At 66.0% G+C, this 26,053-nt stretch carries 18 protein-coding genes; 8 read left to right on the top strand and 10 right to left on the bottom strand.

Features of this window, described 5'->3' with window-relative positions; genetic code table 11:
* Positions 1–148: 148 nt before the first annotated feature.
* The gene (locus tag HV793_RS21920) at positions 149–943 is read left to right on the top strand and encodes an IclR family transcriptional regulator domain-containing protein (RefSeq protein WP_175213937.1); all 795 of its coding nucleotides are present in this window, start codon (positions 149–151) and stop codon (positions 941–943) included.
* 22 nt (positions 944–965) lie between these two features.
* Here the strand turns inward: HV793_RS21920 and ligA are convergent, their stop codons facing one another.
* The 3 genes from ligA to smc are packed head-to-tail and all read right to left on the bottom strand — an operon-like array spanning position 966 to position 7,734.
* Positions 966–3,074, bottom strand: coding sequence for an NAD-dependent DNA ligase LigA (gene ligA / locus HV793_RS21915; RefSeq protein WP_175213936.1), 2,109 nt, complete (start codon positions 3,072–3,074; stop codon positions 966–968).
* Positions 3,075–4,154, bottom strand: a complete 1,080-nt coding sequence (locus tag HV793_RS21910) for a cell division protein ZipA C-terminal FtsZ-binding domain-containing protein (RefSeq protein ID WP_054450522.1) — start codon at positions 4,152–4,154, stop codon at positions 3,075–3,077.
* Between the two features lie 46 nt (positions 4,155–4,200).
* Entirely contained in the window at positions 4,201–7,734 is a 3,534-nt protein-coding gene (gene smc, locus HV793_RS21905; protein ID WP_054450521.1) for a chromosome segregation protein SMC, read from the bottom strand.
* Between the two features lie 298 nt (positions 7,735–8,032).
* On the opposite strand from smc, the gene lplT reads away from it, so the two are divergent.
* Positions 8,033–9,346 carry a lysophospholipid transporter LplT gene (lplT, locus tag HV793_RS21900; protein ID WP_054450519.1) on the top strand — a complete coding sequence of 438 codons (1,314 nt, stop codon included), beginning with the start codon at positions 8,033–8,035 and terminating at the stop codon, positions 9,344–9,346.
* 74 nt (positions 9,347–9,420) lie between these two features.
* On the opposite strand, the gene HV793_RS21895 is transcribed toward lplT, so the two are convergent.
* Together HV793_RS21895 and tsaB are read right to left on the bottom strand one after the other, a co-directional pair.
* Positions 9,421–10,404: a uracil-DNA glycosylase gene (locus tag HV793_RS21895; protein ID WP_175164314.1), complete on the bottom strand. Its 984-nt coding sequence runs from the start codon at positions 10,402–10,404 to the stop codon at positions 9,421–9,423.
* Positions 10,401–11,651, bottom strand: coding sequence for a tRNA (adenosine(37)-N6)-threonylcarbamoyltransferase complex dimerization subunit type 1 TsaB (gene tsaB / locus HV793_RS21890; RefSeq protein ID WP_175213935.1), 1,251 nt, complete (start codon positions 11,649–11,651; stop codon positions 10,401–10,403). Before tsaB ends, HV793_RS21895 begins: the two co-directional genes overlap by 4 nt.
* A 142-nt stretch (positions 11,652–11,793) precedes the next feature.
* Between tsaB and risA the strand changes: the two genes are divergently transcribed.
* The 4 genes from risA to HV793_RS21870 all read left to right on the top strand — a co-directional run bounded on the left by risA (position 11,794) and on the right by HV793_RS21870 (position 15,154).
* Complete coding sequence (gene risA / locus HV793_RS21885; protein ID WP_013392162.1) at positions 11,794–12,528, top strand: response regulator transcription factor RisA; 735 nt, start codon at positions 11,794–11,796, stop codon at positions 12,526–12,528.
* 34 nt (positions 12,529–12,562) lie between these two features.
* Entirely contained in the window at positions 12,563–13,957 is a 1,395-nt protein-coding gene (gene risS, locus HV793_RS21880; protein WP_059374934.1) for a sensor histidine kinase RisS, read from the top strand.
* 55 nt (positions 13,958–14,012) lie between these two features.
* Positions 14,013–14,561 carry a peroxiredoxin gene (locus HV793_RS21875; RefSeq protein ID WP_006389231.1) on the top strand — a complete coding sequence of 183 codons (549 nt, stop codon included), beginning with the start codon at positions 14,013–14,015 and terminating at the stop codon, positions 14,559–14,561.
* A gap of 74 nt (positions 14,562–14,635) precedes the next feature.
* Positions 14,636–15,154: a carboxymuconolactone decarboxylase family protein gene (locus HV793_RS21870; RefSeq protein WP_042796792.1), complete on the top strand. Its 519-nt coding sequence runs from the start codon at positions 14,636–14,638 to the stop codon at positions 15,152–15,154.
* Between the two features lie 70 nt (positions 15,155–15,224).
* On the opposite strand, the gene HV793_RS21865 is transcribed toward HV793_RS21870, so the two are convergent.
* The 3 genes from HV793_RS21865 to ispD form a co-directional block, all read right to left on the bottom strand.
* A complete protein-coding gene (locus tag HV793_RS21865) occupies positions 15,225–17,309 on the bottom strand; it encodes a DUF4344 domain-containing metallopeptidase (protein ID WP_175213934.1) in 2,085 nt (694 codons plus the stop codon).
* A 144-nt stretch (positions 17,310–17,453) separates the two neighbouring features.
* Entirely contained in the window at positions 17,454–17,942 is a 489-nt protein-coding gene (ispF, locus tag HV793_RS21860) for a 2-C-methyl-D-erythritol 2,4-cyclodiphosphate synthase (RefSeq protein ID WP_054450511.1), read from the bottom strand.
* Positions 17,939–18,622 (bottom strand): 2-C-methyl-D-erythritol 4-phosphate cytidylyltransferase, encoded by a 684-nt coding sequence (ispD, locus tag HV793_RS21855; RefSeq protein WP_175213933.1) that lies wholly within the window; start codon positions 18,620–18,622, stop codon positions 17,939–17,941. The genes ispF and ispD overlap by 4 nt, the downstream gene beginning before the upstream one ends.
* A gap of 29 nt (positions 18,623–18,651) precedes the next feature.
* Between ispD and mfd the strand changes: the two genes are divergently transcribed.
* Complete coding sequence (gene mfd / locus HV793_RS21850) at positions 18,652–22,134, top strand: transcription-repair coupling factor (protein ID WP_175159647.1); 3,483 nt, start codon at positions 18,652–18,654, stop codon at positions 22,132–22,134.
* Between the two features lie 22 nt (positions 22,135–22,156).
* Positions 22,157–23,014 carry a phosphoserine phosphatase SerB gene (gene serB / locus HV793_RS21845; RefSeq protein WP_175213932.1) on the top strand — a complete coding sequence of 286 codons (858 nt, stop codon included), beginning with the start codon at positions 22,157–22,159 and terminating at the stop codon, positions 23,012–23,014.
* 88 nt (positions 23,015–23,102) lie between these two features.
* On the opposite strand, the gene HV793_RS21840 is transcribed toward serB, so the two are convergent.
* Positions 23,103–25,379: a TonB-dependent receptor gene (locus HV793_RS21840; RefSeq protein WP_054450500.1), complete on the bottom strand. Its 2,277-nt coding sequence runs from the start codon at positions 25,377–25,379 to the stop codon at positions 23,103–23,105.
* A gap of 332 nt (positions 25,380–25,711) precedes the next feature.
* Positions 25,712–26,041 carry a DUF2818 family protein gene (locus HV793_RS21835; protein WP_054450498.1) on the bottom strand — a complete coding sequence of 110 codons (330 nt, stop codon included), beginning with the start codon at positions 26,039–26,041 and terminating at the stop codon, positions 25,712–25,714.
* Positions 26,042–26,053: the final 12 nt, after the last annotated feature.

Here is a 26,053-nt window from a genome sequence, read left to right as displayed (position 1 = left end):
GCATGTCTCCGTTGTTGCGGGACGTACCGGGCGGGTGCCCTGGCCGACCCATCTAATTAACGAACAATTGTTCGCTAATTGGCATTTTATGAAGATTGCCACGGATGTCAAACTACAATCGAGCCTCCAACGACAAGACTGCCAATACATGGACACGACATTGCCGGAACCGAAAGAAAGGAAAGAGGAGTTTCTAGACAGCCTGGCCAACGGCCTGCAATTGCTGCAGTTCTACGCCACGGGCGTGGCCAGCGTGACCGTGCAGGAGGCCGCGGAACAACTGGACGTGACGCGCGCGGCGTCGCGGCGCATTCTGCTGACGCTGGAAAAACTGGGCTATGTGCGGCAGGACGGCAGGAATTTCTCGCCCACGCCCAAGGTCATGGACCTGGGTTATGCGTATTTCGCTTCGCTAAGCCTGCCCAAACTGACTCGCGCGACCATGCGCGAAGTCGCGCAGACCGTAGGGGAAACCTGCTCGCTGGGCGTGCTGGACCGGCAACATGTCGTGTTCCTGGCGCGCGAAGAAGGCCCCAAGCTGCTCAAGCTGGACCTGTCGGTGGGCAGCCGCCTGCCCGCCTACGCCCACTCCCTGGGCCGCACGCTGCTATCGACGCTGGACGACGAGGCGCTCGACGCATATCTGGAAAGCGCGGACCTGAAGCGCCTGACGCCCTACACGACCGTGTCGCGCAGCGCCCTGCGCAAGCTGATCCGGCAGGTGCGCCAGGACGGCTACTGCATTTCGGTCAGCGAATTGGTGGATGGTTTCGCGGGCGTGGCCGTGCCGCTGTACAACCACGAAGGCCGCGCGGTGGCGGGCCTGAGCGTCAGCATGGTGCTGGGCTCCCGCCAGCCCGACGAATTGAAGCAACAGCATCTGCCGGCCTTACAGCGCGCCGCCGCCGCCATCCGCGACATGATGCCGCGCAGCACCATCTGATTCTGTGCCTGGGCGGGCGGCCTCAGCCGCCCTGTTCGCCCAGCAAGACTTTCAGGCCGTCCTCATCCAGCACCGCCACGCCCAGTTCCTGGGCCTTGGCGAGCTTGCTGCCGGAATCCTCGCCGGCCACCAGATAGGCCGTCTTCTTGGACACCGAACCGCTGACCTTGCCGCCCGCCGCCTGGATGCGCATCGAGGCTTCTTCGCGCGTCCAATTGGGCAGCGTGCCTGTCAGCACGAAGGTCTTGCCAGCCAGCGTCGTAGCCTGCGGCGCAGCCTCGGCCACGGGATTCACGCCCTGCGACTTCAACTGCTCGATCACGTCGCGATTGTGCTGCTCGGCGAAGAAACGGCGGATCGATGCCGCCACCACCGGCCCCACGTCGGGCACGGAGGACAAGGCGTCTTCATCGGCGTCCATGATGGCGTCGATGCTGCCGAAATGGCGCGCCACGTCGCGCGCCGTGGTCTCGCCTACATGGCGGATGCCCAGCGCGTACAGCAGGCGGTTCAAGCCGGGGGCGCGCGCCTTGTCGATGGCGGCCACCAGGTTGTCGGCGGACTTCTGGCCCATGCGGTCCAGGCCCACCAATTCCAGCGGACGCAGGCTGTACAGGTCGGCCAGGGTCTTGACCCGGCCGCTGTCGACCAGTTGATCCACCAGTTTTTCGCCCAGGCCTTCGATGTCCAGCGCCTTGCGGCTGGCGGCGTGCCACAGCGTCTGCTTGCGCTGCGCGCCGCAGAACAGGCCGCCGGTGCAGCGCGCGATGGTCTCGTCTTCCAGGCGTTCGATGGCCGAGCCGCAGACCGGACAGGCCGTGGGCATGACGAATTCACGGGCGTCATCCGGGCGCTTATCCAGCACCGGGCCCAGCACTTCGGGGATCACGTCGCCCGCGCGGCGCACGATGACGGTGTCGCCGATGCGCACGTCCTTGCGGCGGATCTCGTCTTCATTGTGCAGCGTGGCGTTGGTGACGGTGACGCCGCCCACGAACACGGGCTTCAGGCGCGCGACCGGCGTGATGGCGCCGGTGCGGCCCACCTGCACTTCGATATCGACCAAGGTGGTGGTGGCTTCCTCGGCGGCGAACTTGTGCGCCAGCGCAAAGCGCGGCGCGCGCGCGACGAAACCCAGCACCTTCTGCGCCGGCAGCAAATCCACCTTGTAGACCACGCCATCGATGTCGTAGGGCAGCTCAGGCCGCAGTTTGCCAACCTTGGCGTAGAAGGCCATCAGGCCCTCGGCGCCGCTGGCGCGGTGATTGTGCTTGACGTTGACCGGCAGGCCCAGCGAGGCCAGCCAGTCCAGCATGGCGCCATGGGATTTCTCGGGTAATTGCGAGGCTTCGGCCGCCCCCGCCGAGGCTTCGGCGAACAGCCCTCCCTGGGAGCCCGCCAAGCCCTGGACCTCGCCCCAGCCATAGGCAAAGAAGCGCAGCGGCCGCTTGGCGGTGATGCGCGGATCCAGCTGACGCAGGCTGCCCGCGGCGGCGTTGCGCGGATTGACGAAGACTTTTTCGTCGCGCTTGGCCTGGGCCTGGTTCAGTTTTTCGAAGTCGGCGCGGTTCATCAGGACTTCGCCGCGGACTTCCAGCACCTTGGGGTACGCCCCTTTGAGCTGCAGCGGAATCGCCTTGATCGTGCGGATATTGGAGGTGACGTCTTCGCCTGTCTGGCCGTCGCCGCGGGTCGCGGCCTGCACCAGGCGGCCGTCCTCGTAGCGCAGGCTGATCGCCAGCCCGTCCAGCTTGAGCTCGCAGAAGTAATCGGCTTGCTGCGCCGGCCCCAGCAGACCCGCGCCGCGCAGCGTGTCGGTGACGCGGCGGTCGAAGGCAGTCACGTCTTCTTCGTCGAAGGCGTTGCCCAGCGACAGCATCGGCACTACATGACGCACGCTGCCAAAGGCCGAAACAGGCGCCGCGCCCACGCGTTGCGTCGGCGACTCAGGCGTCACCAGCTCCGGATGCTCGGCCTCCAGCGCCTGCAGTTCGCGCATCAGCCGGTCGTACTCGGCGTCCGAGATCGACGGATCGTCGTAGACGTAGTAGCGGACGTTGTGCTGTTCGATTTCGGCGCGCAAGCGCGCCGCGGCCTGCGCCGCGTTTTCACCGCCAGTCGCGCCGCTCATTTATGCAAACACCCTTAGGGCGCGCTCGCTGCCAGCGGGCAGGCCCGCTTGTTCGAGCTGGCCGAACAGCACCTGCAGACGCTCGTCGATGACCGTTTCCGAACCATCGGCCAGCGGCTTGCCCTGGTCGTCCACCAGGTCCGCGCGCAGGCGAGCGGCCAGGTCGCGGCCCACGTCGACCATGCGGCCGAAAGCGCGCTCGTCCGCCGGGCTGCAAGGCACGTCCAGTAGCAGGTACAGACGTTCGATGCCGCCCATGCCGGCATCGAATGCCGCACCGTCGCCGCGCGCCAGCGTGAAACGGGCTACGCCGTTTTCCGCCAGCCAGGCCAGGCGGCTGCCGTCGGCAACGAAGCCCATGTCGCGCGCCACGGACAGGACCTCGGCGGCGGGCTGGGCGGCGCCCAGCAGCAGGGTCAGGCCGACCTGGGTGTCCAGGGCGGCGCAGGTGTCGTCCAATCGGGCGCCCTGCTCCAGTACGGCCTGCTGGTCCGGACCTTCGATGGTGGCGTCGAAACGCTCGGCCATGTCCTGGGCGCGAGCCCAGGCCTGCGACCATTCGATGGCGGTCAGCGGGCCGCTGCGATTGGCCAGCAGCACGGCCAGCTGCATGGAGGCGTAGGATTCGCCGGCGTGGACGCGCGCGCGGTGGCGGCGCTGATCGGTTTCGGCGAACACGCGCATGGGCTTGCGGCCCACGTGGCGCAGGCTTTGCATGTAGGGCAGCAAATCGGCGCCGCGCACGGCGTCGGCGAAGTTGATCTCGATGACCACCTCGCAAGCGGGATCGGGTTCTTCGGTATCGTCGGCATCGCTGCCGGCATCGACCGGGGCCGGCTGACCGGGCTGGGCACGGGCGCTCTCGCCGCCCATGCCAGGCTCACGGCGCGCCGCCGCTGCGCCCGCGGTTGCAGACGCGCCGGCTGCCGCGCCCGCCCCCAACAGCGGATCCTGCTCGGTGGAGGGGAAATGGGTCTGCATCTTGCGCCGGACGCGCCGGTCCTGCCACCAGTTGAATCCCAGCACCAGCAGTATCAGCAATACGCCCAGGGCTATCAGCCCGATCTGCAAATCACTCATGTATCAATCCCGCGCCGAAACCCCGACGCCCTTCTGAATATTGGGTTTATGCCGCTTCGGAGGCCATCATCTGGACGGCCGAGTCTATGTCTACCGCAACGATACGCGAAACCCCTTGCTCTTGCATGGTTACACCGATCAGTTGCTTGGCCATCTGCATCGCGATCTTGTTGTGCGAGATGAACAGGAACTGGGTCTGCTCGCTCATGTTGGCGACCAGGTTCGCATAGCGTTCGGTGTTGGCGTCGTCCAGCGGCGCGTCCACCTCGTCCAGCAGGCAGAACGGCGCGGGGTTGAGCTTGAACAGCGCGAACACCAGGGCGGTCGCGGTCAGGGCCTTTTCGCCGCCGGACAGCAGGTGGATGGTGCTGTTGCGCTTGCCTGGAGGCTGAGCCATGACCTGCACGCCCGCATCGAGGATTTCCTCGCCCGTCATGGTCAGCTTGGCCTCGCCGCCGCCGAACAGCTTGGGGAACAGCTCGCCGAAGTGGCCGTTGACGACGTTGAAGGTCTCTTGCAGCAGCTCGCGGGTTTCGCGGTCGATCTTGCGGATGGCGTCCTCGAGGGTCTCGATGGCGGTCATCAGGTCCTGATGCTGCGAATCGAGGAAGCCCTTGCGCTCGCGCGAGGTATTCAATTCGTCCAGCGCCGCCAGGTTGACCGAGCCCAGGGCTTCGATCTGGCGTGAAATGCGGCTGACTTCGGACTGCAGCCAGCTGGCACGGCGCCATTCGTCGGGCTGATTGGCCAGATCCTGGGCCAGCGCCTCGCGGTCGACCTCGCGCGCGTTCAGCTGTTCGGTGAACTGCTCTTCAGCCAGGCGCGCGGCCTGTTCCTGCAGCTGCAGTTCCATGATGCGAGCGCGCCGCGGCTCCAGCGTCTGCTCCTGCTGCAGGCGGTCTTCGTCCGCGCCGCGCAGCAGGGCCGCCAGATTTTCCAGTTCCTGGCGGGCGCGCGACAGCGCTTCCTCGCGCTCGGCGCGCGCTTCCAGGGCGTCCTGCAAGCCAGCCTGGGACGCCGAGGCGTCCAGCTCGGCCAGGTCCACCAGCAGCTGTTCCAGCTCGACGCTGCCGCGCTGGCTTTGGTCGGCCGCCAATTGCTGGTTGCGCTGCAGATCGGTGATACGCACCTGGATGCCGCGCTCGGCGAATTCAGCTTCCTGGGCGGCGCGTTCCAGTTCGCGCAGGCCGGCGCGGGCTGCTTCGGCCTGCGCCGCCAGGGTTTCACCGTCGATCTCGGCGTCGGCGAAACGGGATTGGTGTTCGGCCAGCTCTTCGTCCAGCGCCTCGAAGCGGGCTTCCGCCTCTTCGCGGGTGGCGCGCAGGTCTTCTTCCTGGACCTTGATCTCTTCCAGGTCCTGGCGCAGACGCGAGGCGCGCTCGCCGGACTGTTCGGCCTGCTGCTGCAGGCGCGAGTGTTCCAGTTGGATGTCGTGCACCCGGCGCGTGACCTCGGCCACGCGCTGGCGCGCCGGGGCGATGGCCTGAGACACTTGCTGCCAGGCGGCTTCGGCGCGGGCGACCGCGGCGCGCGCCTGGTCGGCGATCAGTTGCTGGGCCTTGATCTCGCGTTGCAGGTTCTCGATTTCCTGCTGGCGCGCCAACAGGCCGGCCTGCTCGGAATCCGGCGCGTAGAAACGCACGCTGTGGGCGTCGACCAGATGGCCGGCCTTGACCACGCAGGCGCCGCCCGCGGGCAGGCTGGCGCGCATGGCCAGCGCCTGGGTCACGTCGGTAGCCGTGTAGATGCCGCCCAGCCACTCATTCAGCAGCGTGCGCAGGTCGGGATCGGTGATGCGCAGCAGGCTGGCGAGCGACGTCAGGCCGGCGGGCGCGGCGGGCGTCGGCGCCGCGGCGGGCAACTGGTAGAAAGCCAGCCGGGCCGGCGGCGCATCTTCGGCGAAGGCGCGGGCCCAATCCAGGTTGCGCACTTCCATGGAAGCCATGCGCTCGCGCAGGGCGGCTTCCAGGGCGGTTTCCCAGCCGGGTTCGATGTGCAGCTTCTGCCACAGGCGCGACAACCCGGCCAGTTCATGCTTGGCCAGCCAGGGTTCCAGCGCCCCCTGCTTCTGCACGTCTTCCTGCAGCTTCACGAGGGCCGACAGGCGGGCTTCCAGGCGCGCCAGGTTCTGCACGTCGGTCTGGGCGGCGGCCTGGGCGCGGCTGCGCTCGGCGTCCGCTTCGGGCACGCGGCCTTCCAGGGTGGCCAGCTCTTCCTGGGCTTCCTCGAGCTGGTCTTCGCCGGCGGCTCGGTCGCCAGCCAGTTGCTCCAGGCGCACCGGATCGGGACTATGCAGTTCGCGCAGTTCCTGTTGCAGGCGCTCGCGGCGCTGGTCCAGGGCCTGCATCTGGCGGTCCGCGTCGCGCTGCGACTGGGCCACCAGGGCAAGATTCTGCTCGACGCGGGCCAGCGCGGCGCGCATCTCGTCGCGCCCCGAGGCGGCTTCGCGCACACGCTGCTCCACGGCCGGCAGCGCGGCCTGGGCGTCCTCGGCCTTGGCGCGCGCCTCTTCGGTGCGGGCGGCGCCGGCGGCCAGGTCTTCCTCGGCCTGGGCGATCTGTTCGGTGCAATGCTCGCGCTGGGCGGTCCACTCGCCGATCTGCTGCTGCAGCTGATCGCGACGCGCCTGCAGGCGGTTGCGGGAATCCACCACGTGACGGATTTCGGCTTCCAGGCGGCTGACCTGCGCATTGGCTTCGTACAGCCCGCCCTGGGCGGTGTGCACGGCGTCGCTGGCGGCGTAGTGGGCCTGGCGGCGGGATTCCAGCGCAGCTTCGCCCGCCCGCAGGCCGGCGATGGCGGCTTCCAGTTCATTCTGGGCCTGGGCCATCTCCTGGGCTTTCTTGGCGCGCTCTTCGCGCGCGCCGGTTTCCTTCAGGAACCACAGCGCATGCTGCTTCTTTTCGCCGTCAGCCTGGAGTTCGCGGTAGCGCGTGGCCACTTCGGCCTGCGCTTCCAGCTTTTCCAGCTGATTGTTGAGTTCGCGCAGGATGTCTTCGACGCGGGTCAGGTTTTCGCGCGTGTCGGACAGGCGATTCTCGGTCTCGCGACGCCGTTCCTTGTAGCGCGACACCCCTGCCGCCTCTTCCAGGAACACCCGCAGTTCTTCGGGGCGCGCCTCGATCAGGCGGTTGATCATGCCCTGGCCAATGATGGCGTAGCCGCGAGCACCCAGGCCGGTGCCCAGGAAGATGTCGTGGATGTCGCGGCGGCGGACCTGCTGGTTGTTGACGAAGTAGCTGCTGGTGCCATCGCGGGTCAGCACCCGGCGCACGGCGATTTCCGCGTAGGTGCTCCACTGGCCGGCGGCGCGCCCCTCGCTGTTGTCGAACACCATTTCCACCGAGGCCCGCGCCGCGGGCTTGCGGTTGCCGGAGCCGTTGAAAATGACGTCCTGCATGGACTCGCCGCGCAGTTCCGAGGCCTTGGCCTCGCCCAGCACCCAGCGCACGGCGTCAATGATGTTCGATTTTCCGCAGCCATTGGGACCCACCACGCCCACCAGTTGGCTGGGCACGGGAATCACGGTGGGATCGACGAAGGACTTGAAGCCGGCGAGTTTTAGCTGAGTAAGACGCACAGTACGATGACGACGGGGTGGGTTGAACGAAAGGCGTTAACGGACCTGCCGCACAGATTGCAAACCGGCCCCTGGAGGGCCGGCGCACATATGGGTCGTATGATACCGCAGGCAGTCTGTCCCCAAACGTCAGCAAGGGTCAAGGCGTGTTGTCCCTGAGGCTTGCCGGCGGTCAATCCGCGGGCAAACGCTCAATGGCCGCCGTCTGGGGTCCGGCTATACTCCCTGACACTTTTTTGCACGACACATAAATTTTCACGCGGACTGGCCGGGGCCAGGCCTGAGAACGGGGACATTCTTGAAACGTGGTTTCTATCTGGTCATGGCCGCGCAGGCCTTCTCGTCATTGGCGGACAACGCGCTGTTCATCGCAGCCATCGCCTTGATACAGGAACTGCATGGGCCGGACTGGATGGCGCCCATGATGAAGTGGTCGTTTGCGCTGGCTTATGTCGTGCTGGCCGCCTTTGTCGGGGCACTGGCGGACTCCTTCCCCAAGGGCCGCGTGATGTTCTCCACCAATGCCCTGAAAGTGACCGGCTGCATGCTGATGTTCTCGTATGCCAGCATCGGCGTCGCCCCCGAATACCAGACCTACCTGGTCTGCGCGGCCTACGGCATCGTCGGCATCGGCGCCGCGGCCTACTCTCCCGCCAAGTACGGCATCGTCACGGAAATGCTGCCCCCGGCCATGCTGGTCAAGGGCAACAGCTGGATCGAGGGCCTGACGGTCTTCTCCATCATCCTGGGTACGGTGCTGGGCGGCCTGCTGATCTCGTCCTCGGTTTCCACCGCCCTGCTCAGCCATTCCTTCATCGGCAAGCTGGTCCACACCCCGGCCGAAGCCGCGATCCTGGTCATCGCCTTCGTGTACCTGCTGGCGGCGCTGTGCAACCTGCTGATTCCGCACACCCACGTGCGCTACCCGCCGCAACAAAAGAACCCGGTACGGCTCATCCGCACCTTCTGGGGCTATGTCTGTGTGCTCTGGAAAGACAAGCTGGGCCAGATCTCGCTGGCCGTCACCACCCTGTTCTGGGGCGCGGGCGCCACGCTGCAGTTGATCGTCATCGAATGGGGCCGCAGCCATCTCGGATACCAGCTGGACAAGGCCTCGATGCTGATGGGCGTGGCCGCGCTGGGCACCGTCGTCGGCTCCATCCTGGCCGGCCGCATTCCGCTGCGCCGCGCGCTGGCCGTGTTGCCGGTCGGCGCCGCCATGGGCCTAGTCGTGCTGCTGATGCCGCTGGTCTACTCGCCCTGGAGCGTCTACCTGCTGCTGCTGATCACGGGCGGCCTGGCCGGTTTCTTCGTGGTGCCGATGAACGCGCTGCTGCAGCACCGCGGCCACGTGCTGCTGTCGGCCGGCCACTCCATCGCCGTGCAGAACTTCAACGAACAGCTCAACATCCTGCTGATGGTCGCCATGTACACGCTGCTGCTGTGGCTGCAGCTGCCCATCAACATCATCATCGTGATCTTCGGCACCGTTGTCGCCGTGCTGATGGTGGTCTTCATGCGCTGGAGCAAGCGCAACCTGCAGGCCAACCCGGAACTGCACGACCAGATCGGCCAGGAAGGCCATGGGCGCGCGCTGGACTCCACGCACTAGGCGCGCGATTCCGCTGCAATGAAAAACCGGGCTTGCGCCCGGTTTTTGTTTGCCCAAAGATAGCGGAGCCAGGCTCAGGCCAATTGCGCCACGGCCAGGCGCAGGTCCTGCCAGGCGCGCGCCTTCTCGCTGGGACTGCGCAACAGATAGGCGGGGTGGTAGCTGACGATTACCGGAATCTCCCGCCCTTCATCCGTCTTCAACTGGTGAACGCGGCCGCGCAGGCTGCCGATCGTGGCGTCCGTGCCCAGCAGCGTCTGAGCCGCGAAACGACCCAGCACCAGGATCCGCTCCGGCTTGAGCAGCGCAATCTGGCGCATCAGGTACGGACTGCAAGCCGCGATTTCCTCAGGCTTGGGATTGCGATTGCCGGGCGGCCGGCACTTGATGACGTTGGTGATGAACACATCGCGCTCGCGGCTCATGGACACCGACGACAGCATGGCGTCCAGCAACTGGCCCGAGCGGCCCACGAAGGGCTGCCCCTGCCGGTCCTCTTGCTCGCCAGGCGCCTCGCCCACCACCAGCCAGCGCGTAGGTTGGCCGCCGTGGCCGAACACCGCGTTGCGGCGGCCCTTGCACAGGCCGCAGGCGGAACAGGCCACGACCTGGTCGTGCATTTCTTCCAGAGTGGAATTCCGGATCGCTTCTGCCACAGGCACGGGCGGCGGAGGCGCCGCCTCGGCCTCGGCCTTGGGAGCCGGCGGCGGCGGCGGGCCTTTGCGGTTCAGGATCGACGTCGGTATGCCGGGGCGGCCGGGAGCGGGTTCCGCAGGAGCCGCCGCGGCGGCGGGTGATGCCTCGCGCGCCGGGACCGCCGGGACCGCCGCGACCGGAGCGACAGGCTGCGGCGCAAGCGGCGCCTCGGCGACGGGATCCTGGGCCGCAGCCGGCAAAACCGGCTTGGAAACAAGGGCTTGCGCCTCGGCCGCCGGTTTGCCGGGCGCAGGGGCTGGACGCAGCCACAGCCGCTCCATGCCGATCTCGCGCAGCCAGATGCGCTGCAGCGGATTGACCCGGGGCGCGGCCGGCGGCGGCGCTATGTTGGGCTGGCTCATGCCGCCGCTCCATCCGCCGCAAAGCGCTTCTGCATGACCAGGGCATCTTCCCTGCCGCCTTTCTCGGCCGGGTAATAGCCCCGGCGCACGCCGATCTGCAGATACCCGTGCCGTTTGTAGAAGCTGACGGCCGACTCGTTGGACGGGCGCACTTCCAGCAGCACGCCCTCCATGCCGCGCTCACGCGCCTGCTGCTCGCACCAGTCCAGCAGCACGCCGCCCAGGCCCTGGCGGTGCAGCGGCTTGGCTACCGCGATCACCAGCAGGTGCGCCACGTCGGGCGCGAACATGAGCACGCAGAACCCCGCCAGCTTGCCCTCGCGCCTCAGCGCCCAGGCGCCGTAGCCTGCCGCCAGGGCGTCCGCGAAATTGCCACGGGTCCAGGGAAAGGCCTGCACGTGCGCTTCCAACGCCACGACCTCGTCCAGGTCGGCGTCGGTCATCGGTTGAGGCACCGCGGGAACCAGCGAAGGCTGGGCTTTCGGATTGCCGCCCTCGCCCCGCATGCGCTCGGCAGTGGTGAACGCCACCTTGTCGCGCACGTACAGCGGCGCGGCCAACTCGGGCGCCACGGCTTCGCCCCGCAGCCAGCCCTGCCGGCCCAAACGGGCAACGCTGGCCGCTTCCGGACGCCTGGCGTCGGCGCGGCGCCAGGCGCCGGGATATTCCATTTCGGACGCGTAGGCGTCCCAGGCATCGCCGGCCAATACCGGTTCCAGCGGCCGGCCCGCGCGCGCCGACCATGCCGGCAGGTGATGGGCGGTCCATGGCACCACTTCAGCCGCCGCGATCAGCAACGGCGCCTGCAGGACTTCCCAAGAGATTTCGCCATCTGAAACGTCCGTCTGGCGGTAGACGGCCAGATAGACCTCATTCATGCGGGCGTCCAGCGCCACCACGATCGCGTCCGCCGGCGAGGCCTCCACCTGTGCGGCGACCGCCTGATGAGAGACAATGGGAAGTACGGGGATGCCCAGGCCGAGGCCCATGCCTTGCGCCACTCCGCAGGCCACCCGCAGGCCGGTAAATCCGCCCGGCCCCTGGCCGAAAGCCACGGCGTGCAAGGCGGCTGGCGCCAGTCCGGACGCCGCCAGCAGTTCGTTGGCCATGGGCAAGAGCCGTTCCGCGTGCTCCTGGGAACCCTCGTGTTCCCTGACGCTGACCTCCAGGCGGCCATCGGCCGCCCGCAACAGGGCCACGCCGCAACGGGACGAAGAAGTTTCCAAAGCCAGCAGGTTTAGTTCCATAGATGCAGATTGTACGAAATACCGCGACTCCGCCCCCGGTTATCAGGGGGATGCGAGGGGGATTTCAACCATGGTTCGCAATGTGTAATATCTTGTGAACGCCCACTAGCCGCTGGTTCTTGCCACTGTTACATTTCCGGCCATGAATACGCAAAACACCACCCCCACCCGAAAAATCCTCGTCGTCGACGACGATCCGCGCTTGCGCGATTTGCTGCGTCGGTACTTATCCGAGCAGGGATTCAACGTTTTCGTTGCCGAAGACGCCAAAGAGATGGGCAAACTCTGGCAACGCGAGCATTTCGACCTGCTCGTGCTGGATCTGATGCTGCCTGGAGAAGATGGCCTGTCCATCTGTCGCCGGCTGCGCGGTGGTCACGACAATACCCCCATCATCATGCTGACGGCCAAGGCGGAAGAAATCGACCGCATCGTCGGCCTGGAAATGGGCGCGGACGACTACCTGTCCAAGCCGTTCAACCCCCGGGAACTGCTGGCGCGTATCAACGCGATCCTGCGCCGCCGCGGCACCGAGGAACATCCCGGCGCCCCCAGCCAGGAAAACGAGTCCATCGCCTTCGGCCCCTACACGCTGAACCTGTCCACCCGCACGCTCACGCGCAACGGCGAACAGGTGCCCATCACCACCGGCGAATTCTCGGTGCTGAAGGTGTTCGCACGCCACCCCAAGATCCCGCTGTCGCGCGACAAGCTCATGGAACTGGCGCGCGGCCGCGAATACGAAGCCTTCGATCGCAGCCTGGACGTGCAGATCTCGCGCCTGCGCAAGCTGATCGAACCGAATCCGTCCAAGCCCGTATTCATCCAGACCGTCTGGGGTCTCGGATACGTGTTTGTGCCGGACGGTGGTAGCTGACCGACTCGCCCGCCCCGGGCAGGAGCGCAGCCTCGTGCCCCGCTTGCGCAGAACCTTCAGGAACCTGACATCACGTTTGCGGCTCGGCTTGTTCGGCCGCACGTTCCTGTTGCTCGCCGCGCTGATGCTCGTCAGCCTGGGCGCGTGGCTACAAGTATTCTTCAGCATGGAGCTGGGACCGCGCGCCAATCAAATGGCGCAGCGGGTGATCACGGCCGTCAATATCACGCGCACCGCGCTGATCTACTCGCATAACGACGAGCGCAGCAAGCTGCTGCTGGATCTGGCCACCAACGAAGGCATCCAGGTCTATCCGCGCGAAGTCACCGACTTCGCCGAAGCCCTCCCCGACGACGATTACTGGCAACGCGTTGCCCAGCACATCCGCACGCGCTTCGGCCCGGAAACGCAGATTGCCTGGGGCGTCAACCAGGTGCCCGGCTTCTGGGTCAGCTTCCAGATAGAAAAAGACCTGTATTGGCTGGTGTTCGAGCGCGAGCAGATCGGCCTGACGGGCGGGATCGAATGGCTGGGCTGGGGCGCCACGGCGCTATTGCTGTCGCTGGTGGGCGCCGCAGTCAGCGTGGGCTTCGTCAACCGGCCGCTGTCGCGGCTGGCCCGGGCCGCCCAGGTGCTGTCGCGGGGCGAAACCCCCGCCGCCCTGCCCGAGCAGGGACCACTGGAAATCCGCGACCTGAACGCCTCGTTCAACCGCATGGCCAAGGACCTCAGACAGGCGGAGGCCGACCGCGAGCTGATGCTGGCGGGTATCTCGCACGACCTGCGCACGCCGCTTGCGCGCATGCGGCTGGAGATCGAGTTGAGCGGCGTATCCGAGGACGCCCGCCAGGCCATCGACGAAGACCTGGGCCAGATCGACCACAGTATCGGCCAGTTGATGGAGTACGCGCGTCCCGCCGGCACGTTGCCGCAGCTGGCCACGGACATCTCCGCGGTGCTGGCCGAGCTCTACGAACGCGAACGCAGCCATACCGCATCCCTGGGCGGGGAGCTGGACGCCACGCTGGAGCCGGGCCTGCGCGCCCGCATCACGGCGCTCGACCTCAAGCGCATCGTCAGCAACCTGATCGAGAACGCCCGCCGCTACGGCCGTTCGGCCGATGGCATGGCGCATCTCGTCATGACACTGCAAGCTGAAGGCTCCATGATCGTGATCGAGGTGTCCGACCGCGGTCCCGGCATCGCGCCGGAAGATGTCGACCGCCTGTTGCGGCCGTTCTCGCGCGGCGAAGCCGCGCGCACTGGCGTCAGCGGCGCGGGGCTGGGCCTGGCCATCGTCGAACGCCTGCTCAAGCATGTCGGCGGCTCGTTGCGCATGCTGCCGCGCGAGGGCGGCGGCCTGACCGCAAGGATAGAGTTGCCCAAAGCAAAGTTTAGGAATTATCAATTAGACAACGAGAATCCATAGCGTAGAATTAAGGTTTGAGGCGCAGCCTTAATTCCACCAACAACTGGGAGTAAACATGAAAACTGTTGGCGACAAACTCGAACCCTTCAAGGTCACCGGCGTCAAGCCCGGCTTCAACCAGCACGAAGAAAACGGCGTGTCGGCGTTTGAAGACATCACCGAAAGCTCGTTCCCCGGCAAGTGGAAGGTCATCTACTTCTACCCGAAAGACTTCACGTTTGTTTGCCCGACCGAAATCGTCGGCTTCAACAAGCTGGCCAAGGATTTCGAAGACCGCGACGCCGTCCTGCTGGGCGGCTCGAGCGACAACGAATTCGTCAAGCTGGCATGGCGCCGTGAGCACCCGGACCTCAACAAGCTGGGTCACTACCAGTTCGGCGACACCACCGGCGCTCTGATCGACCAGCTGGGCGTGCGTGAAAAGGGCGCTGGCGTTGCCCTGCGCGCCACGTTCATCGTTGATCCGGACAACACGATCCAGCACGTTTCGGTGAACAACCTGAACGTCGGCCGTAACCCGGAAGAAGTTCTGCGTCTGCTCGACGGTCTGCAAACCGACGAGCTGTGCCCGTGCAACCGTACGGTTGGCGGCGCCACGCTGTAATTTCCAGCCCGGCCCGGGACCCGATTGCGGGTCCTGCGCTGGGCTTTAACTGCTCTAGATTATAGGTAAAAGCTATGGAATTTCTTACGACCATTAAGGAACAACTGCCGGATTGGGCCAAGGATATCCGCCTGAATCTGGACGCCGTGATCGCCCGCTCGACGCTGGCTCCTGAAGATGCCGTCGGCGCCGCGCTGTCCGCCGCCTACGCCGCGCGCAGCCCGGTGCTGGTCGAAGCCTTCAAGAGCGGCCTGTCCGAAGGCGACGCCAACGCCGCGCTGACGGCCTCGGCCCTCATGGGCATGAACAACACCTGGTATCCGTACGTCGAAATGACTGGCGACGCCCAATTGAAGAGCCTGCCGGCCCAGTTGCGCATGAACGCCTACGCCACCCACGGCGGCGTGGAAAAGAAGCGCTTCGAGCTGTTCGCCCTGGTGGCCTCCATCATCGGCAAGTGCCACTTCTGCGTGGCCTCGCACTACGAAAACCTGAAGAATGACGGCCTGTCGACCGAGCAGCTGCGCGATGCCGGCCGCATCGCCGCCGTGGTCAACGCTGCCGCCCTGGCGCTGGCTGCCCAAGGCAAGTAAGCCTCCGTCCGGCAAAAAAAAGCCCGCCTGCGTAACCGCAGGCGGGCTTTTTATTTACGTCGCCGACCGTTTATTTCTTCGGCATGCTCGACGTCGTGGGCAGGCCGTTCGCGACCCACGCCTCGACGCCGCCGCGGTACCAGTACACGGTCCAGCCCAGTGTGCCGGCGCGCAGCGCCGCGTTGTAGGCGGAACGATCGTTCATGCCGGCGCCCAAGACCACGACGGGCGCCTTGCGATCGCCACCGTTGTTCTTCAACAGCCAGGCGTCGAAGCCTTGCTGCAGGTGATCCGTAACGCTGCCGTCCGAACCCGCATCGGTCAGCGGATAGCCGATAGGCACCGTGTCGCGCAGCCCGCTGGTATCGACGATGAGGAGATTCTTGTCTTTCTTGATCATCCCGACCAGGTCGGCGGTCGTGATCACCTGGGCCCGGTAGATCTTGTTGGGCGTCGGCCCCTTGTACGGCGCGGTGAACAGCATGGTCGTGGCCGGCACGCCAAAGTCCTTCAGCTCGTCGATGGCGCTGGCGGGCAGGCCCTGCCCCGGCTGCGCCGGCTGCTGCCGCGGCCCAGCCGAGCCCGGAGCCGCCCCTGCCTGAGCGACCTCGCCGCCCACGGTGCCCATCTCGATGTCGGAAATCATCACCGCGATGTTTTCGATCAGCTCATAGCACATGGTGATCGAGCCTTCGCGCGGGCTGTACCAGGCATTGAGCTGGCCGCAGTCCTTGAACACCACGTTGACCGGGCGCGGCAGCACGTAGCGTTCGCCCAGCAGCTTGATGTTGTTCGAGATCGCTTCGGACAGATTGTTCGCAAACAAGTTGCCGATCTTGCGCTTGGACGGCTGGAACACCACCTTCACCGGCGCGCCGGGCGCATTCGCCGGCTGCTGGCCTTCGGGCGTCCAGGTGCCCACGCGCGTGTGAGGCGCCAGGATCTTGTTCCAGGCGCGGTTCTGCTTGTTGAATTCATCCGCGCAACGCGCCCGGGTCCGGTCCTCCAGCCCGACGTGTTTGGCAATGGACTCGAACACGGCGGGGTTGCCGCCGTACATGATGCAGAGCATGTTGCGAAAACGCTTCAGGTCGCCAGTGTGCTCGTCTTGCCAGGCCGAGGAGGCGTCGGCCCCCCTGCGCTCGGCCACCTTGCCGCTGTAGTACCACTGCAAGGCCGCGTACTTTGCCGCGTCCTGCGCCATGGTGTTCACTTCCTTGTTGTCCGACGGATACATGGTCGGCTCGACGATCTGCAGCGCCGAATAGATGTCGACCGCGTCCTCTTCCGCCCCCGTCGAGGGCAGCTCCAGCTCGCCGATCAGGGCGTGCCCGAACTCGTGCATGAAGATGCTGCGCATGATGCCGATGTACACCGACACAATGCGCATGGTGTCGCCGCCAAAGCGCGGATAGGGGCCTTCCCCCGGCAAGGCAGGGTTGTAGTCACCGCCACCCTGTCCAGCGGCCGGAGCCTGCGCCTGGGGCTTTTGCGCCGTGCCCCCGCCTGCGTTGCCGCCGCGCGCGGGCAAGGTGCCGGCCGCCGGCGCCGCGGCGGATTGGCCGCCGGTCATCGTGATCTTGAAATCGGCAACGCCGAAGGTGCCTACGTCGTAGGCCATGATTCCCAGCTCGGCGCCCGTGGCGGGCTCATTGCTGACATCGCCGATCTGCTGGCCGTTGACGATGAAACGGGCCGCGCCGGGCAGCTCGACCACTCTGATGCGGTCGGTACCGTCCAGCTTCGCTACGTTGGGCAGCGCAGCGATGTCGCGGCGATCCTTCCCCTGCAGACAGAACAGCAGCGTATTCTTATCGGCCGTGAGTTCGAGCAGGCACAGGCTCTTGTTGGCGCGGTTGCTCAGCGCCACGCCGATGGACGCTTTCGGATTCGGCGACTTGACGACCACATTGACGTCGGTCACCCGGCCCGATTCCGGCGCCGGCCCGACATTCATGTACAGCGTCTGTTCGCTGTCGGCCTTGTTCGCGTTGTGCAGGGTGAACCATCCATCCTGCACGCCGGCGGTCCAGCCCTCAAGCATCTGCTGCTTGACCGCGCCGGCCAGCGGGCCGAGCTGCTGCTCGTACTGCGCATGCGCGGGCAGGCTTACCGCGCTGAAGATGGAAGCCAGGGCGATGCCACGTAAATGCATCCGAATGTCTCAGTAGTCGAAATGAAGTAGCGCAGAATATGCCAGATCAATCCGACCCGCTTATTCATTTGTTAAAGATGTATCAAAACCAAATGAATTGCGGAGAATATGCGAAAGCCCCTTGCCCGCGGGCCCCGCGGCGGGCTAGGAAATCCGCCCCAATAGCGCCACCACCGTCGCCGCGATGCCTTCCTTGCGGCCCAGGTACCCCAGGCCTTCGTTGGTCTTGGCCTTGATGTTGACCTCGGTCTCGGCCAGCCCGGTATCCGCGGCGATGTTCTTCACCATGGCCGGCGCGTGCGGACCGATCTTGGGCGCCTGCGCGTGCAGCGTGGCATCGATGTTCACCGGCGTCCAGCCCGCGGCGCGCACGCGCGCCATGGCCTCGCGCAGCAGCACGCGGCTGTCGGCGCCCTTGAAGGCCGGGTCGGTATCCGGAAAGTGGCGGCCGATGTCGCCCAGGCCGGCGGCGCCCAGCAGCGCGTCGGTAATGGCGTGCAGCAGCACGTCCGCGTCCGAATGCCCCAGCAAGCCATGCGTGTGGGGAATCGTGACGCCGCCGATGATCAGCGGGCGGCCCTCGACCAGCGCGTGCACGTCGAACCCCTGGCCGACGCGAAAAGGAATACTCATAGCCATTTTTCCATCAGTTCAAAATCGTCCGGCCACGTCACCTTGAAATTGCGCATGGCGCCGGGCACCAGCAGCGGCGCATAGCCCGCCGCCTCGATGGCCGAGGCCTCGTCGGTGACGGCTGCGCCGCTCACCGAGGCCGCCGTCAGCGCATCGCGCAGCACGCCGGCCCGGAACATCTGCGGGGTCTGCGCCAGCCACAGGCCATTGCGGTCCAGCGTGCGCTCCACACGCTCGTGGCCGGCCTTGACGGTGTCGGCCACGGGCAGCGCCAACAGGCCGCCCACGGGATCCGCCAGGCAGGCGTCGATCAGGCGGCCCAGCGCCGCCGCCGGCAGCCCGGGGCGCGCGGCGTCATGCACCAGCACCCAGGTATCGTCGGCCACGCCGCTGTCGGCCAGCGCGCCCGCCACGGTATCCGCGCGGGTCGCGCCGCCGCAGGCGCGCCACACCGTGCGCGGCAGGCCGGCCAGCGCGGCATCGACCCAGCCGTCTCCAGGCGTCACGGCCACCCGCACCTGCGAGATGCGTTCATCGGCCAGCAGCGCGCATACCGCATGGCGCAGCATGGGCTGTCCGGACAGCGGACGGTACTGCTTGGGCACGGTTTCATGCCCGGGCCGGCTGGCGCGGGCCCCTACGCCCGCAGCGGGCACGATTGCAATGAGGGAGGCAGACATGGTGCGGTGATTTTATAATCTTCCGCTTGATGCCTGCTCCCAGCCTGATGCCAGCCCCCTCCGCCCCCGCCACCTTCGCGCCTCCCGTCCCTGCTACGGCCCCCACCCTGTCCGCGCTGAAGGCCGGCGCGCGCTATGCGCAGCCGCGCCCCCCAGGGTCCGGCGACGCCTGGCTGCTGGCGGACCTGGCGCGGCAGGCCTCGGCGCCGCTGGTCATCCTGACCGCCGAGCCGGTCGAGGCCCAGCGCCTGGCCGAGGAAATCCAGCTGTTCGCACCGGACCTGCGTGTGCGCCAGCTGCCCGACTGGGAAACGCTGCCCTACGACGCCTTCTCGCCGCACCAGGACCTGATTTCGGAACGCCTGCACACGCTGCACTCGCTGATGACCAAGTCGGTGGACGTGCTGACGGTGCCGGTCACCACGGCGTTGTACCGGCTGGCGCCGCCCTCTTTCCTGGCGGCCTACACCTTTTCCTTCAAGCAGAAGGACAAGCTCAACGAAGCCGCGCTGCGCGCCCAGCTGACCCTGGCCAACTACAACCACGTCACCCAGGTAACGGCGCCCGGCGAATTCTGCCTGCGCGGCGGCCTGATCGACCTGTTCCCGATGGGCTCGGTGGTGCCCTACCGCCTGGACCTGTTCGACGACGAGATCGAGACCATCCGCAGCTTCGACGTGGACACGCAACGCAGCCTGTACCCGGTGCGTGAAGTGCAGCTGCTGCCCGGCCGCGAATTCCCTATGGACGAAGACGCGCGCAACCGCTTCCGGGCGCGCTTCCGTGAAGTCTTCGAGGGCGACCCCTCGCGCGCGCTGCCCTACAAGGACATCGGCAACGGCATTCCGTTCGCTGGCGTCGAGTACTACCTGCCGCTCTTCTTCGAGGAAACGGCGACGCTATTCGACTACCTGACGGAAGGCACGGTCACCGTCACCGTGGGCGACATCGACGACGCCATCCAGCGCTTCAACCAGGACACCTCCAGCCGCTACGGCTTCCTAAAGAGCGACCGCGAACGGCCGGTGCTGCCGCCCTCCGAACTGTTTCTGGACAACGAGACGCTCTACGCACGGCTGAAGGATTTCCGCCGGCTGTCGCTGACTGCCGGCCAGCCGCATCCGGACTTCCGGGCGGCGCCCGACGTGAGCGTGGCGCGGCGTTCTGAAGATCCCATCGCCAAGCTGCGCGCGCTGGTGCAGGCCGGCCAGACGCGCGTGCTGCTGTGCGCCGACTCCGCCGGCCGGCGCGAGACCCTGGTGCAGATGCTCAACGAGTTCGGCGTCACGCCTGACGCGCAGCCCGACACCATCGAAGCCTTCCTCGCTTCGGACGCCCATTTCGGCATCGTCGCCGCACCGCTGTCCACCGGCTTCGGGCTGCCCCAGGCCAATCTGGCCTTCCTCACCGAAAACGACCTGTACCCGGGCCTGGCCACCACCGGCCGCCGCGGCAAGCGCGACCAGGAACGCGCCAGCAACGTCGAAGCCATGGTGCGCGACCTGTCCGAGCTGCGCGCGGGCGACCCAGTGGTCCATGCGCAGCATGGCATCGGCCGCTACCACGGCCTGGTCAACATGGACATGGGCGAAGGCGGGATGGAGTTCCTCCATCTGGAATACGCCAACGGCAGCACGCTTTACGTGCCGGTGTCGCAGCTGCACGTGATCGCCCGCTACAGCGGCGCCGATCCGGAGGCCGCGCCGTTGCATCAATTGGGCTCCGGCCAATGGGACAAGGCGCGCCGCAAGGCCGCCCGGCAGGTCCGCGACACTGCCGCCGAACTGCTGGCCCTGTACGCCCAGCGCGCCGCACGCGAAGGCTACGCCTTCAACCTGCCGCTCAACGACTACCAGGCCTTCGCCGAGGGCTTCGGCTTCGAGGAAACGGCCGACCAGGCCGCCGCCATCGAAGCCGTCATCGCTGACATGACCTCCGGCCGCCCCATGGACCGTCTGGTCTGCGGCGACGTGGGCTTCGGCAAGACCGAGGTCGCGCTGCGCGCCGCCTTCCTGGCCGTGGCCAATGGCAAGCAGGTCGCCCTGCTCTGCCCCACCACGCTGCTGGCCGAACAGCATGCACAGACCTTCTCTGACCGCTTCGCCGACTGGCCTGTGAAGGTCGTGGAGCTGTCGCGCTTCCGTTCGGCCAAGGAAGTCTCCGCCGCCATCGAAGGCATCAACGACGGCCGCGTGGACATCGTCATCGGCACCCACAAGATCCTGTCCAAGGACGTGAAGTTCAAGCGCCTTGGCCTGGTCATCATCGACGAAGAGCACCGCTTCGGCGTGCGCCAGAAGGAAGCTTTGAAGGCGCTGCGCGCCGAGGTCGACGTGCTGACGCTGACCGCCACGCCCATTCCGCGCACGCTGGGCATGTCGCTGGAAGGCATACGCGACTTCTCCGTCATCGCCACCGCGCCGCAAAAGCGCCTGGCCATCAAGACCTTCGTGCGGCGCGAGGACGGCAGCACCCTGCGCGAAGCGCTCTTGCGCGAACTCAAGCGCGGCGGCCAGTGCTACTTCCTGCACAACGAAGTCGAGACCATCCACAACCGCCGTGCCCGCCTGGAAGAACTGGTGCCCGAAGCCCGCATCGCCGTGGCCCACGGCCAGATGCCCGAGCGCGAGCTGGAACAGGTGATGAAGGGCTTCTACCAGCAGCGTTACAACGTGCTGTTGTGCACCACCATCATCGAAACCGGCATCGACGTGCCCAGCGCCAACACCATCGTGATCCACCGGGCCGACCGCTTCGGGCTGGCCCAGTTGCACCAGTTGCGCGGCCGCGTCGGGCGCTCGCATCATCAGGCCTACGCCTACCTGCTGACGCCCGGCGAAGACGCCATCACCAACAACGCCAAGAAGCGCCTGGAAGCCATCCAGGCCATGGAAGAGCTGGGCTCGGGCTTCTACCTGGCCATGCACGATCTGGAGATCCGCGGCACGGGCGAAGTGCTGGGCGATTCGCAGTCCGGCAACATCCAGGAAGTCGGTTTCTCGATGTACAACGAGATGCTCAACGAAGCGGTGCGCGCGCTGCGCGCCGGTGAAGAGCCCGACCTGGACGCGCCCTTCAACCTGGCCTGCGAAGTCAATCTGCACGCCCCGGCGCTGCTGCCGTCCGACTATTGCGCCGACGTCCATGCCCGCCTGGGCATCTACAAGCGCCTGGCGCACGCTGCGGACGAAGACGATCTGATCCACATCCAGGAAGAACTGATCGACCGTTTCGGCAAGCTGCCCGAGGCCGCGCAGACGCTGCTCGCCACGCACCGCCTGCGCCTGGCCGCCCAGCCCCTGGGCATCGTCAAGATCGACGCCAGCGAAACCCAGGCGCTGCTGCAGTTCGGCCCCAAGACCTCGGTCGATCCCGGCAAGATCATCGAACTGGTGCAACGCCAGCGCCACATCAAACTGGCGGGACAGGATAAATTGCGGGTTGAGATCAAGGCCGCGCAGATTCCTGCCCGCGCCGATGCCGTGCGCGCCGTGCTGCGCGCCTTGAAGTAACCGTCAAACCACACTGATTTCTATGACCACCCATCACCTTGTCGTCCAATCCCCCGGCCTGACCGTGGAACATGCTGAACAGTTGGCGGCCCTGGCCCAGGCGCAAGGCGTCGCGCGCATCAGCGCCACTGCCGCCCGCCTGCTCGACGTGCAGCACGACGACTCGACCCGCGCCGACGTCGTGGGCTGGGCAGAACGCCATGGCGTCGACACCGCCTTCCTGCCCGCAGGCCTGAAGCTGTCCGGGTGCAAGGTGCTGGCCATGGACATGGACTCCACGCTGATCAACATCGAGTGCATCGACGAGATCGCCGGCGTGGCGGGCTTGAAGGACAAGGTCTCCGAAATCACCGAGGCCGCGATGCGCGGCGAGATCAAGGACTTTTCCGAAAGCCTGCGCCGCCGCGTCGCCCTGCTCGAAGGCGTGCCGGCCGATGCGCTGGAACAGGTCTATGCGGACAAGCTGCGTCTGAACCCCGGCGCCGAACGCCTGATCACCACGGCCCAGGCGGCCGGCATCAAGGTGCTGCTGGTCTCTGGCGGTTTCACTTTCTTCACCGAACGCCTGCGCCAGCGCCTGAACCTCGACAGCGCGCACGCCAACACCCTGGAAATCGCCAATGGCGTGCTGACCGGCAAGGTCTTGGGCGACATCCTCGATGCCGACGCCAAGGAAGCCCACCTGCGCGAGTTCGCCCGCCAGCACGGCGCCTCCCAGGAGCAGATCATCGCCATGGGCGACGGCGCCAATGATCTGAAGATGCTGGGCATCGCCGGCTTCCCCGTCGCGTACCACGCCAAGCCGCTGGTGCGTCAGCAGACGCGTTATGCGCTGAATGTGTCGGGGCTGGACGGGGTGCTGAACTGGTTCGAGAGCTGATCGCGCCACGCCCGGCGCCTGTGCTCGCAGCCGGCGGCCAAGCATGAAAAAAGCCACCTCGCGGTGGCTTTTTCATTGCAGCGGCGTATCAGTACCGCACGCGCAGCGAAAGCAGCGCAGCCCGGCCAGTACCCAGCGCCGCATAGTGCGCCGCATAGGCCTTGGTGTAGTACGTTTCGTCGAAAATGTTCAGCACGTTCAACTGCGCCGACATGTGGTCGTTGAATTCATACGCGGCCATGGCGTCGAAGCGCCAGTAGGAAGGCACCCAGCGCGCCTTGGGCGAGCCGTCGGCGTTCTTGGTCGCGTCCGAATTGCCGTATACCTTGTCCACGTAGTAGGCGCCGCCGCCGACCGTCAGCTTGGGCAACACCTTGTAGGTGGTCCACAGGCTGAAGGCATTGCGCGGGGTATTGGGCAGGTCCTGGCCCACGGCGCCGCTGTTGTAGGCGCCCTTGGTCATTTCGCTGTCCATGAAGGTGTAGCCGCCGAACACGTTCCACTTGGGCGTGATGCTGCCCGAGAAGCCCAGTTCGATGCCGCGCACCTTGGCTTCGCCGACCTGTGCGGTCTCGGTGGCCGAAACGGCCACGCTGGTGTTCTTGCGGATGTCCTGGAAGGCCGCCGCCGACAGCGTCAGGCGGTCATCGAACACCTGCCACTTCGTGCCGAGTTCCACCGTACGGCTCTTCTCAGGCTCGAGCGACTGGTTCGAGACCGACACGGCGTCGCTGATCGCGCTGGAGGCGATGGCCGACGGCGTGGACGAAGTGCCATACGTCGCGTAGATGGTGCCGTTGGGCGCCGGCTTGTAGGCCAAGCCAATCTGGTAGTTGAAGAGATTGTCCTCGCGGCTGGTGCTGTAGAACGCCGGGGTGCTTGCCGGGTCGTTACGGCCCTTGGCGATGTTGCTGCCGCTGGTGCGGTAGTTGTCCCAGCGCAAGCCCAGGCTGGCCTGCCATTGTTCGTTGAACTTGATCGTGTCGAAGCCGTAGAGCGCGACCGTATCCGTGTTGTAGCGCGCGGGATTGTTGTTGCGCTGCAGATGGCCAGGGTAGTAAGTACCCGGGTCCGGATCCCACAGCGAAGCGCACAGCGCCGGGTTGGCGTAGGTGTTCTTGCCATTGGCCGTGCCAGTCACGCAACCGCTGGTGCCGGCGGGAACGCCCGACTCGGTGTAGCCGTCCTTGTCTTGCTTGATATTGCTGTACTCGAAGCCCAGGTCGAACGAGTGCTTCAGGCTGCCGGTATCGAACTCGCCCGTCAGGTTGGTCTGGTTGGCGAAGCTCTTGGTGACGTAATAGCCCGACTTGAGCGCCCGGTACACCAGGCCATTCGGAATGTTGCCCTTGCTGTCGTCGGGGTTGGTCGCAGCAAAGTCGGTCGTGCCGCGGCCGTAGCGTGTCACGTTGCGCAGCTGCAGCTTGTCGGAGAAGTCGTGCTGGAAGTCCACCGTCGCAACGTCGTCGCGGGTCTTCATGAAATCGCGGCCCTTCAGGCCATAGAAGCTCTTGCGGCTCACGCCCATGGTCTCCGTCACCGGCTGACCCGTTTTCGGGTCATACGGGATGGAGTAATCCGGCATGCTGTCGTCTTGGTAGTGGTAGTAGCTCAGCGTGATGCGGGTCGGCGTGCCCACGCCCAAGGTCAGCGAGGGCGCCACGCCCCAGCGCTCGAAGTCCACCGCGTCGTCGCGACCCGGCGCATCGCCCTTGTTGCCCATGACGTTCAAGCGGAACGCGGCCTTGTCGGCCAGGCGCCAGTTGCTGTCGATCGTCGCGCGGTAGTTGTTGTCCGTGCCGATCTGCGCCGTGGCTTCCGTGAAGTCGGTGGCCTTGGGCGTCTTGCTGACCATGTTGATGCTGCCGCCCGCGCCGCCCCGGCCCGAGTAGACCGAGTCCGGCCCCTTGATGACTTCGACCTGTTCCAGGTTGAAGGTGTCACGCACCTGCGTGCTGGAATCGCGGATGCCGTCCAGGAAGATGCTGCCGGCGGAGTTCTGGCCACGGATGATGGGCAGGTCGCCGCCCGGGCGGCCGCCTTCGCCTGCGCCAAACGTGATGCCGGGCGAGTTGCGCAGGACGTCCTGCAGCGTGGACGCGGCCTGGTCCTGGATCACCTGCTTCGGCACGACCTGCACCGTGCGCGGGGTGTCCAGCAGAGGCGCCGTGAACTTCGGCGACTGCGCCGTGGAGGTCTGGTACGACGACCCCTCACCCTCCACGCGCACGGGCGCAAGTTGCGTCACGCCCGAATCCGCGGATTGGGCGGCGGCGTACGGGCTGATGAACAACGCGGGGGCCGCTATCGCGGCGGCCAGGGAGGTAGTGAGCGTATTCAGCGAATACGTATCTTGGGGCTTCAAACCAGCTTCTCCGAATGTAAATAGCAACGATTCTTGTTTTTTTACCGGTTGCGATTGTGAACTCGAGGGCTGAACGGAACCTGAAAAATAGCTTTACGCTCACATAAAATGAAAAAAAACAACACTCAATACTTATAGGGTCAATACCGAACTTTCGCGCGGTGCGGCTAGTGGGTTCAGCCTCGCGCCCCCACAGGCTCTCACGCTGCGGAATGCCCATGGAGACGCCCGGAAGGGCCTCTGGGAAGCCAAAGCGCATAAGAGAGGACATTCCCTCATTGCGCAAAAAAAACGCCCCGCGGGGCGTTTTTCATGCATGAACCAAGCTGCCTTCAGGTGCGCAGGCGCGGGTGCCGTTTGAACAGATAACGGTACACGAACCCCGGATAAGCCAGCACCAGATACAGGCTCAGGGTGATCGCGTAGAACTCCCAGGTCTGGGAAAACCGGTTGCCCAGCGTGGATTCGAACGCGAAACCGAGCGCGCCGACGATGGCGTAGAACACCAACACTTCGATCAGGCGCATCCAGAACGGCTTGACTGCCGCCACTCCGCCCTGCTTCCAGGGCATGACGGCGAAAACCCGCTCCGTCAGGAACGGGAGATTCGCGCTGACCAGGGCCAGCGCGATCAGCAGCCATACCGCCAGAGTCTGGTTCATGGCCCCGTTTTC

Source organism: Achromobacter aegrifaciens (assembly GCF_902859965.1).
Taxonomy (GTDB): Bacteria; Pseudomonadota; Gammaproteobacteria; order Burkholderiales; family Burkholderiaceae_B; genus Achromobacter; species Achromobacter aegrifaciens.
Note: the sequence above shows the minus strand (reverse complement) of the source record. Positions and strands in the feature narration are given on the sequence as shown.

Coding starts and splice junctions, on each gene's coding strand:
- HV793_RS21910 (WP_054450522.1), bottom strand. CDS start 4,154: ATGAGTGATTTGCAGATCGGGCTGATAGCCCTGGGCGTATTGCTGATA.
- serB (WP_175213932.1), top strand. CDS start 22,157: ATGACCACCCATCACCTTGTCGTCCAATCCCCCGGCCTGACCGTGGAA.
- tsaB (WP_175213935.1), bottom strand. CDS start 11,651: ATGGAACTAAACCTGCTGGCTTTGGAAACTTCTTCGTCCCGTTGCGGC.
- HV793_RS21875 (WP_006389231.1), top strand. CDS start 14,013: ATGAAAACTGTTGGCGACAAACTCGAACCCTTCAAGGTCACCGGCGTC.
- ispF (WP_054450511.1), bottom strand. CDS start 17,942: ATGAGTATTCCTTTTCGCGTCGGCCAGGGGTTCGACGTGCACGCGCTG.
- HV793_RS21920 (WP_175213937.1), top strand. CDS start 149: ATGGACACGACATTGCCGGAACCGAAAGAAAGGAAAGAGGAGTTTCTA.
- HV793_RS21895 (WP_175164314.1), bottom strand. CDS start 10,404: ATGAGCCAGCCCAACATAGCGCCGCCGCCGGCCGCGCCCCGGGTCAAT.
- ligA (WP_175213936.1), bottom strand. CDS start 3,074: ATGAGCGGCGCGACTGGCGGTGAAAACGCGGCGCAGGCCGCGGCGCGC.
- risA (WP_013392162.1), top strand. CDS start 11,794: ATGAATACGCAAAACACCACCCCCACCCGAAAAATCCTCGTCGTCGAC.
- HV793_RS21865 (WP_175213934.1), bottom strand. CDS start 17,309: ATGCATTTACGTGGCATCGCCCTGGCTTCCATCTTCAGCGCGGTAAGC.
- mfd (WP_175159647.1), top strand. CDS start 18,652: ATGCCTGCTCCCAGCCTGATGCCAGCCCCCTCCGCCCCCGCCACCTTC.
- ispD (WP_175213933.1), bottom strand. CDS start 18,622: ATGTCTGCCTCCCTCATTGCAATCGTGCCCGCTGCGGGCGTAGGGGCC.
- HV793_RS21835 (WP_054450498.1), bottom strand. CDS start 26,041: ATGAACCAGACTCTGGCGGTATGGCTGCTGATCGCGCTGGCCCTGGTC.
- HV793_RS21870 (WP_042796792.1), top strand. CDS start 14,636: ATGGAATTTCTTACGACCATTAAGGAACAACTGCCGGATTGGGCCAAG.